Genomic DNA, 8,179 nt, shown 5'->3' on the forward strand with positions numbered 1-8,179 from the left:
ATCCTGCCTCAAGCTATACAAACTTACCGATTTTGACACGGAATCTTCCTTTTTTTGTCATACCGTCTGTTTCGAGCACTTTGAAACGCCCAAATCCTTGCATGGAAATAACATCTCCCGCTTTAAGTGATCTGGATGGATTCTCCTCCACCTTCCAATTGACTCGGCACCGTCCGGCCCGGATTGGAGTTAGAATTTTGCTCCGGCTCAGCTTATACACGTCACTGGCAATTCCATCCAGGCGCAAGGAAGCCACCGTCAAATCCAACGACTCCAATGCAGCTTCCTTTGTTCGCAGGCTTTCTGGAGGCAGCAGTTCTGTCCATACATGAACACGATGAACCTGCTGTAGGTGCAGCGTAATGAAATCACTGATTTCTGAAGCTACTAATACATGGCATCCATCGTCTAATACGTGAATATCACCGATTTTTCCACGCTTGATTCCAAGTCCTAATATGGCCCCCAAATAATCACTGTGCTCCAGCGTACCTATTTTATGATCATCAGAACTGATGGAAAGAACCCGTATCCCCATATCCTCATCGTCTACATACGAATAATCGGGCGCAATCAGCGCCCGATTTCGTTCCGAAGCCTCGTAGCCGCCATCTACCCTAATCGTGACCTTATCTTCCTTCGAAGAAAGTGTCTCCAATATGTACAGTTGGCGCGGATCCAAAAAATCAGTCAGCTTCTGCTCATGATAAGCTCCCGCATGACTGATCCATTCGGAAGCGCGATCCACATAATCCCGTTCATCCGGGTGAAAATGCTCATAAATCTCGGTTCGCATGAGTCCTCCTAGACGAAATTGCTAATTAAAGAAATCAAACCATACGACGCAAAACGCAGAGCAATCAGCGCCACGATGGGTGAAATATCAATCATCCCGATTGACGGGATGAACCTGCGAAAAGGAGACAAATATGGCTCCACAAACTTGGCAAGTAAATCACCAATCACACTCTCTCTGGCATTAGGAAGCCATGACATCAGGACATAAGCAATGATCATGTACGAATAAATCTGAAATAGCCAACCGATTACCTCGATCAAAAAAAACTCACCTCATTCTGTTAAATTCTTGTTCCGTGTCAGCTAGTATTTCCGTAATGGAGCCTTGTATTTCAACCGTATCCGGAGTACACAGAAAAATATTGTTACCAACTTTGGAAATGCCACCGCTTAACGCATACACGGTGCCGCTCAAAAAATCAATAATACGCAGCGCCTGATCCTTGCGAATTCGTTGCAGATTGACTACGACGGTGCGATGGGAACGAATATGGTCGGCAATTTCCTGTGCTTCATCGTAAGATCGCGGCTCATACAGGACAACTTTCACATTTTTCTGTGAATGGATGCTGACAATATTATTGCCCTTCTGGTTCTTACGTTTATCAAAGCTTGGGGTTTCAATTTCTTGCTCTTCCGGCGTATTCATAACCTCTCGCTCAATAACTTCCTCTTCTTCCTGAAGCCCCAGAAAATTCATAAACTTATTCATCACGCCCAATGGAAATCCTCCTCTCTTCCGACCAGTACGGAACCAAGCCGCAGCCAGGTCGCCCCTTCCTCCACCGCTACCTCAAAATCGTTGGACATCCCCATGGACAAGTGAACGATAGGCTCTCGGGTCAAGGCTTGTCCATTTAATGAATCACGCAATTCACGCAGTCCCCGAAATACAAGTCGAGTTTTTTCCGGGTCTTCCTCATGAGGAGCCATCGTCATCAAGCCGATGACGTCCACATACTCCAACTCACGAATTTGTTCCAGGAAAGGAGCAACCGCCTCAGGAGACAAGCCGTATTTTGAAATTTCTCCAGAGATATTCACTTGCACGAAGGCTTTGACTCTCACTCCAAGAGCGATGGCCTTCTTTTCCAACTCCTGAGCCAGCGATAAACGGTCCAGCGAATGTATAAACTCAAATTTCCCAATCACATCTTTAACCTTATTGGTTTGCAGATGACCAATAAAATGCCACGTCCCCCGGTCACCCAACCTGCTCCATTTATCCGCAGCATCCTGCCAGCGATTTTCGCCTACATGCTCCAATCCGTCGTCCAATACCGATTCCATTGTTACAGCCGAAATATATTTCGTGACAGCGATCACATTCACTTCATCACGTGAACGTCCACTACGAGCACAAGCTGCTTCTATACGGGCGTTTACTTCTTTGATTCGTTCCTCCAAAGACACGGGAGGACTCACCTCTCTTCCAGACCAATCCAGCTCGCCATTCTCCCTGTAACGCCGCCTTCCTTGCGATATGAAAAAAACAAATCGCTACGGCTGCTCGTACATAAGGTAGTACATTCGATATGGCTCGGCAATATTCCTGCTTTCATCATAATGTGTCGATTGCATTGTTTCAAGTCAAGCAGTGTTTTACCGCCCATTAACGGGAAATAGACGGAGCCTTCCCAATCATCATTACCCGGGCAATCATGCTCTAAAACCCGAATTTGGCTCATGACATGCTCATCCACCTCGTATGATTCAGAGCCAATGGAAGGGCCGATGGCTGCAAGCAAATCAGAAGGACGTGATCCAAATTCGTTCTGCATGGCTAGCACCATTTTCAGGGCAATCTCTGCTACCGTTCCCTTCCAGCCCGCATGGGCCAGCCCAATCACACGCCGCACCGGATCACAAAAGTATAGCGGTACACAGTCCGCATAAAAAGATGTGAGCAAAATACCCGGTACATCTGTTAATAGTCCGTCTGTATCCTGAAAAGCAGATGCACGATCCCTAAAGCCGCGTCCGCGGTCAGCAGCCTTGACGACAGCAACATGATTGCCATGCACCTGCTCACCACATGTCCATGCTTCAGCGGCAAAACCAAGCCGCTCTGTAATAAGCTGTCGGTTGCGGATCACTTTCTCCGGCTCATCTCCTACATGAAACGCACAATTCAGACTCTCGTACGGCGCTTCGCTAACACCGCCATGACGTCCAGTAAACCCCGCTGTCAAGCCCTGAACCTTCCGTTTCCAGGATTCAATATATAACAACTCCGGCACGGGACGAGCGCCATCTTCCTTTGACGCAGCACCCGTTGCCATGGTATTCACTACAAACGGTTCCATTTGTCTCACCTCTACTGCCCAGTGTACCAAAAAGCCGCCGTCATGTCTTCACAAGCAGCTAAAATACATAGACCTGCTGCTCAGAAGCCCCGGCGGTCACTCCGCTCCTGACGTTCGATATACAGCTTTTCCTCCCCTGTACCCAGCTCATCCAGCCCCTCCAGTCGTACAAGCACAACATCCGAGCCGATCTTGACAATATTTCGCCATGGGATGACCAATTCACTTCCCCCTCCAAACCAGCCCATAAACCGGCTGTTGCCCGGAACCACAATGGCTTCAATTTTTCCCAGCCGTACATCAATCTCCAAATCACTGATTTGTCCCAGTCGTCGCCCATCTACAATGTTAATGACATCCTTTGTTTGAAACTCGGAAATTTTCATTGCTCTTACCGACGTTTCCGGCGTACTCACGCGCATCACATCCTTTACTTCACTATATGAGCGGGAGAACCCAAAAAATGTCCTGTAAACGCAAAAACGATCCACATAGGATCGTTTTTATCGGAGTCGTTCAAACCATTCATATCGTTAGGATTTTACGTGCTTTTGCATTTGCTGTATAGCCGATTTCTCTAATCTTGAAACCTGGGCTTGAGAGATACCGATTTCGTCGGCAACCTCCATTTGCGTCTTTCCTTCATAAAAACGCATGGACAATATCATCTTTTCACGCTGGCCCAGGCGATGCATCGCTTCCCGCAGAGCGATCTCCTCAATCCATGAGACGTCTTTGTTTCTGTCATCACTGATCTGATCCATCACATAGATTGGGTCGCCCCCGTCGTGATATATCGGCTCGAACAGCGAAACCGGATCCTGAATCGCATCCAATGCGAACACAACGTCTTCTTTGGGAACATTCAACGCCTCAGAAATTTCAAAAATCGTCGGTTCCCGCGAGTTTAGATTTGTCAGACTGTCCCGCACCTGGAGCGCCTTATATGCAATATCCCGTAACGAACGCGATACACGAATCGGATTGTTATCCCGCAAGTAACGGCGTATCTCTCCGATAATCATCGGAACCGCATAAGTGGAGAACTTCACATTTTGTGACAGGTCAAAATTATCAATCGCCTTCATCAGGCCGATGCAGCCTACCTGGAACAAATCATCCACAAACTCTCCCCGATTGTTAAACCGCTGAATTACACTCAGGACGAGCCGGAGATTGCCATTGACCAATTTTTCTCTGGCTGATCGTTCATTATTTTGCTGAAGTGATGTGAACAGCTCACGCATTTCTGCATTGGCTAATACCGGCAGTTTGGCGGTATCCACACCGCAAATTTCCACTTTGTTTCGGGTCATCGTGTCTTACCTCCCAAGGAGCAACATTAATGTACATTATCTCCTGAGGGCGTTTTTTTATTCGCCGTTTCCATCGCTTCCGGATATCCCCAAACGTTATACCATTTTGTTGAATTCTTTTCGTAAGCGCTTTATAATTCGTTTTTCCAGACGTGAAATATACGATTGCGAGATACCCAGCAGGTCAGCAACATCCTTCTGTGTCTTCTCTTCTCCGTCCTGCAAGCCGAAGCGCAGCTCCATAATTAAACGCTCTCGATCTGTCAGCTTATCCAACGCCTTATGCAGCAATTTACGGTCTACCTGCTCCTCAATATTGCGGTAAATGGTATCATTTTCCGTACCCATCACGTCGGAAAGCAGTAATTCATTACCATCCCAATCAATATTCAGGGGTTCATCAAAAGAAACTTCTGTTCTCGTTTTGCTATTGCGACGCAAATACATCAAAATTTCATTTTCAATGCATCTTGAAGCGTAGGTGGCAAGCTTGATTTTCTTTTCGGGATCAAAAGTGTTCACTGCCTTGATCAGTCCTATGGCACCGATGGATACGAGATCCTCAATGTTGATCCCCGTATTTTCAAACTTACGGGCAATATACACGACTAAACGCAAATTCCGTTCAATTAGCATGGATCGTACAGCTGCATCTCCAGAAGAAAGCTTTCCGAGCAAATACTCTTCCTCATCTCTCGTCAACGGTGGGGGGAGCGCCTCGCTGCCGCCAATGTAATAAATTTCTTCACTTTTTAGGCCAAATAAAAATAAAATACGATAATATTGCAATTGCAAAGCTAGCCTGATTTTCATTTTTAATTTCACATGTTCCCGCATACCATGCTCCCCCTTTTGAATTTTAAAATGGTGCCAAATCTCATTTCGTCTCCTTCAAGCCTCATTCTGTACCTTCGTTTCACGCTCCTGAGCCTGTAATGGCTCGCTAAGACGCGCATCCCCCTTCTGGCTCATATCAGTACAGCCTTCTTCGTGTGCCGTCACATCCGGGTGAATAATCGCACGGTATTTGCCCTCTGCCGACAAGGTCCCACCATCCAAGCCAATCAGTACTCGGTCCTGTACAAAACGAGTCCCATTCATGAACACTTCCACCCGATCCGGTTTGAGTGCAAGCATAAAGGAATGGCTGCGGTTGATCCCTCGATAGGGAACAAGGCGGATACGATCCTGCCAGCTGAACGATTCGTTCCCCAGCTCCATTACCAATTGGTCAACATTCCCCTCGGAGCATTTTTGGAGCCAGGAGGAGGGCAAATACCCTTCCCACAAGGCGGACTCCATCACCATAACCGGGATTCGGGTCAAGGGATCATGCAGTTGGTTGCCAGTATCCAGCAAGCCTGCACACTCAATATGATCCTGCCCGATCCACACCTGCACTTCTCCTAAAAACCCACTCATCCTTTCTGTACGCTGCTTTGAGGATTGCACAATACGGAAGAAAAGCATCACTCCGACAAATGTGCATAAGATAAACCAGAATGCAATTTTCAACTCAAAGGACATTCCACCCGAAGTGGTGTACCAAATGCCATTAAACATTTCCCCCGTACTTTGAAGAAAATAATGCACCCCCAAGATTCCGCCTGCAGCTACAAAATTGATCATGTAAAAAGCACCCATTGTCCGAAGAACCTTTTGCATGCTGCCAAATCCAAAAGCCACTAGCAGCATAATGACCGATAATGCCAATTTGATCAGAAACGTAAATAAAAAGGACAGCTCCGGCACAAACATCATGACCACGTACATTGCACCGATCACAGCCGAAAGAATCAGCCGCCACCACACTGGACGGATTTTTCTCATCCAGGCGGTGACCATCAGCAATACAGCATCAATGAACAAATTGGTCAAAAAAATCAAGTCGATATAAACAACCAAGGATTCACCCGCCCAGCGTTTGCAGGATAGGCTTAAGTATAGTAGCCATGCTGTTCAAAGTCTGTCTAACGATGGGGACGGTGATCGACTAATTTTGTCGGAAAGAGGAGAAGCTCCGAAAGCGTGCTTAGAGAAAACACAAAGAAGCCCACATCTCCACGGAGAATGCGGGCTCTCTGATTTCAAACTAGTTATCGTTATTATTATTGCGTGAACGGTTACGTAAGAATGTCGGAATATCCAATTGGTCACTGCTTTGAGTATTACCAAATGGACGCAAGTTAGGAGAGGCTTTTTCCGTCGATTCGGAAGTTGCCGGGTTAGCTGCCGGTCTACGTCCCGGTGCTGGTTGGCTTGGCTTACCTTCAAAGCCAGTTGCAATAACGGTAACCTTAATCTCTTCCTTCAACTCTTCGTCAATGATAGCACCGAAAATCATGTTAACCTCCGGATCGGAAGCCGACGTTACAATTTCTGCTGCCTCATTGACCTCGTACAGAGACAAATTAGCACCGCCAGTAATGTTCATAATTACACCGCGAGCACCTTCAATGGATGTCTCCAACAACGGACTCATGATAGCCTTGCGTGCTGCTTCAGCCGCACGATTTTCACCAGTCGCTTCGCCGATTCCCATCAAAGCAGAGCCACGCTCTGTCATGATCGTTTTTACGTCAGCAAAGTCAAGGTTGATCAAACCTGGTACAGCGATCAGATCCGAAATACCTTGTACCGCCTGGCGCAGAACATTATCCGCTTCACGGAACGCTTCCAGCATCGGGGTCTTCTTGTCCACAATTTCAAGCAGGCGATCATTCGGGATTACAATCAAGGTGTCTACCTTTTCTTTTAATCCCTCAATGCCAAGCTCAGCTTGATTGGAGCGCTTACGACCTTCAAATGTGAATGGTCGTGTTACCACGCCCACTGTCAACGCGCCGCATTCCTTGGCAATCTCAGCAATGACAGGAGCCGCTCCGGTTCCTGTACCGCCGCCCATACCCGCCGTAACGAATACCATATCGGCTCCTTTGAGCGTATTCATAATGAGCTCACGCGACTCCTCAGCCGCTTTTTTTCCTACATCCGGGTTAGCACCAGCACCCAAGCCGCGAGTCAGCTTATCACCAATCTGAAGCTTATGCTCGGACTTCGCTAAGTGAAGTGCTTGTGCATCTGTATTGACAGTAATGAACTCCACACCTTGAACACCATTTTCGATCATCCGGTTAACCGCATTGCTGCCGCCGCCGCCGACGCCGATCACTTTAATTTGAGCCAAGCTCTCCATTTCAAAATCAAATTCCAACATACTATTCCATCTCCCCCTCAATGTGCATGGATGGCCCGTCCATGATTGGCATATTTAGCAATGAACGTTATATAAATTCACTGAACATATTTTTCAAGCGTTCAATCAATCCCTGCTTTTGCTCGCCTTCCACAGTGGGACTGCTGCTTTTGGTTCGGTTGGTTGGCTTCTTGGTACTTCCGCCACTGTTGCTAACGCTTGTCGATCTTCCGCGATAGTAACGAATGGCATTATGCAAGATGCCAACTCCGCTCGTGTAGCCCGGATCCCTTACACCGATAAAATCAGGTACGGCGATCCTTACGGAAGCGGCCAGTTCGCTTTGTGCCACCTGAAGTACACCAGGCATGGAGACGGTACCTCCGGTAAGTATATAACCCCCCGGAAGCTCTGTGTAACCCAAGCGCTTAACTTCCGCCTGAATGAGTTGGAAAATTTCCTGCACTCTAGGCTCAATAATAGCAGCCAAATCCTGCTGGTTAAACTCTTTATCCACATTACTGCCGATACGGGTTACTTTAAAGACGACATCGGCTGGCGCC

At 47.3% G+C, this 8,179-nt stretch carries 10 protein-coding genes and 1 pseudogene; all 11 read right to left on the reverse strand.

The genetic code is table 11. From position 1 onward, the window contains the following. Positions 1-13: 13 nt before the first annotated feature. Positions 14-796 carry a YlmH family RNA-binding protein gene (locus L693_RS0100710; RefSeq protein ID WP_025715625.1) on the reverse strand — a complete coding sequence of 261 codons (783 nt, stop codon included), beginning with the start codon at positions 794-796 and terminating at the stop codon, positions 14-16. A gap of 8 nt (positions 797-804) precedes the next feature. Continuing rightward, a complete protein-coding gene (locus L693_RS0100715; protein ID WP_025715626.1) occupies positions 805-1,059 on the reverse strand; it encodes a YggT family protein in 255 nt (84 codons plus the stop codon). Between the two features lie 7 nt (positions 1,060-1,066). After that, entirely contained in the window at positions 1,067-1,519 is a 453-nt protein-coding gene (locus L693_RS0100720; RefSeq protein ID WP_025715627.1) for a cell division protein SepF, read from the reverse strand. Further along, the gene (locus L693_RS0100725; RefSeq protein WP_025715628.1) at positions 1,510-2,211 is read right to left on the reverse strand and encodes a YggS family pyridoxal phosphate-dependent enzyme; all 702 of its coding nucleotides are present in this window, start codon (positions 2,209-2,211) and stop codon (positions 1,510-1,512) included. Before L693_RS0100725 ends, L693_RS0100720 begins: the two co-directional genes overlap by 10 nt. A gap of 8 nt (positions 2,212-2,219) precedes the next feature. Next, the gene (pgeF, locus tag L693_RS0100730; RefSeq protein WP_025715629.1) at positions 2,220-3,104 is read right to left on the reverse strand and encodes a peptidoglycan editing factor PgeF; all 885 of its coding nucleotides are present in this window, start codon (positions 3,102-3,104) and stop codon (positions 2,220-2,222) included. An 80-nt stretch (positions 3,105-3,184) separates the two neighbouring features. Continuing rightward, positions 3,185-3,526 (reverse strand): YlmC/YmxH family sporulation protein, encoded by a 342-nt coding sequence (locus tag L693_RS0100735; protein ID WP_197029821.1) that lies wholly within the window; start codon positions 3,524-3,526, stop codon positions 3,185-3,187. A gap of 111 nt (positions 3,527-3,637) precedes the next feature. Next, a complete protein-coding gene (sigG, locus tag L693_RS0100740; protein WP_025715631.1) occupies positions 3,638-4,420 on the reverse strand; it encodes an RNA polymerase sporulation sigma factor SigG in 783 nt (260 codons plus the stop codon). Positions 4,421-4,516: 96 nt separating this feature from the next. Continuing rightward, positions 4,517-5,257 carry an RNA polymerase sporulation sigma factor SigE gene (sigE, locus tag L693_RS0100745; RefSeq protein WP_025715632.1) on the reverse strand — a complete coding sequence of 247 codons (741 nt, stop codon included), beginning with the start codon at positions 5,255-5,257 and terminating at the stop codon, positions 4,517-4,519. Between the two features lie 54 nt (positions 5,258-5,311). Further along, positions 5,312-6,325, reverse strand: a complete 1,014-nt coding sequence (gene spoIIGA, locus L693_RS0100750; RefSeq protein ID WP_025715633.1) for a sigma-E processing peptidase SpoIIGA — start codon at positions 6,323-6,325, stop codon at positions 5,312-5,314. A 187-nt stretch (positions 6,326-6,512) separates the two neighbouring features. Then, positions 6,513-7,637: a cell division protein FtsZ gene (gene ftsZ / locus L693_RS0100755; RefSeq protein ID WP_025715634.1), complete on the reverse strand. Its 1,125-nt coding sequence runs from the start codon at positions 7,635-7,637 to the stop codon at positions 6,513-6,515. 67 nt (positions 7,638-7,704) lie between these two features. After that, positions 7,705-8,179 (reverse strand): annotated as a pseudogene (locus L693_RS0100760) (cell division protein FtsA); the annotation flags it as partial.

Source organism: Paenibacillus sp. 1-18 (assembly GCF_000520755.1).
Lineage (GTDB): Bacteria > Bacillota > Bacilli > Paenibacillales > Paenibacillaceae > Paenibacillus > Paenibacillus brasilensis.

Bases quoted from the DNA above. Each gene is read 5' to 3' on its own strand.
- L693_RS0100710 (WP_025715625.1), bottom strand. From the start codon at position 796: ATGCGAACCGAGATTTATGAGCATTTTCACCCGGATGAACGGGATTAT.
- L693_RS0100735 (WP_197029821.1), bottom strand. From the start codon at position 3,526: ATGCGCGTGAGTACGCCGGAAACGTCGGTAAGAGCAATGAAAATTTCC.
- sigG (WP_025715631.1), bottom strand. From the start codon at position 4,420: ATGACCCGAAACAAAGTGGAAATTTGCGGTGTGGATACCGCCAAACTG.
- ftsZ (WP_025715634.1), bottom strand. From the start codon at position 7,637: ATGTTGGAATTTGATTTTGAAATGGAGAGCTTGGCTCAAATTAAAGTG.
- sigE (WP_025715632.1), bottom strand. From the start codon at position 5,257: ATGCGGGAACATGTGAAATTAAAAATGAAAATCAGGCTAGCTTTGCAA.
- pgeF (WP_025715629.1), bottom strand. From the start codon at position 3,104: ATGGAACCGTTTGTAGTGAATACCATGGCAACGGGTGCTGCGTCAAAG.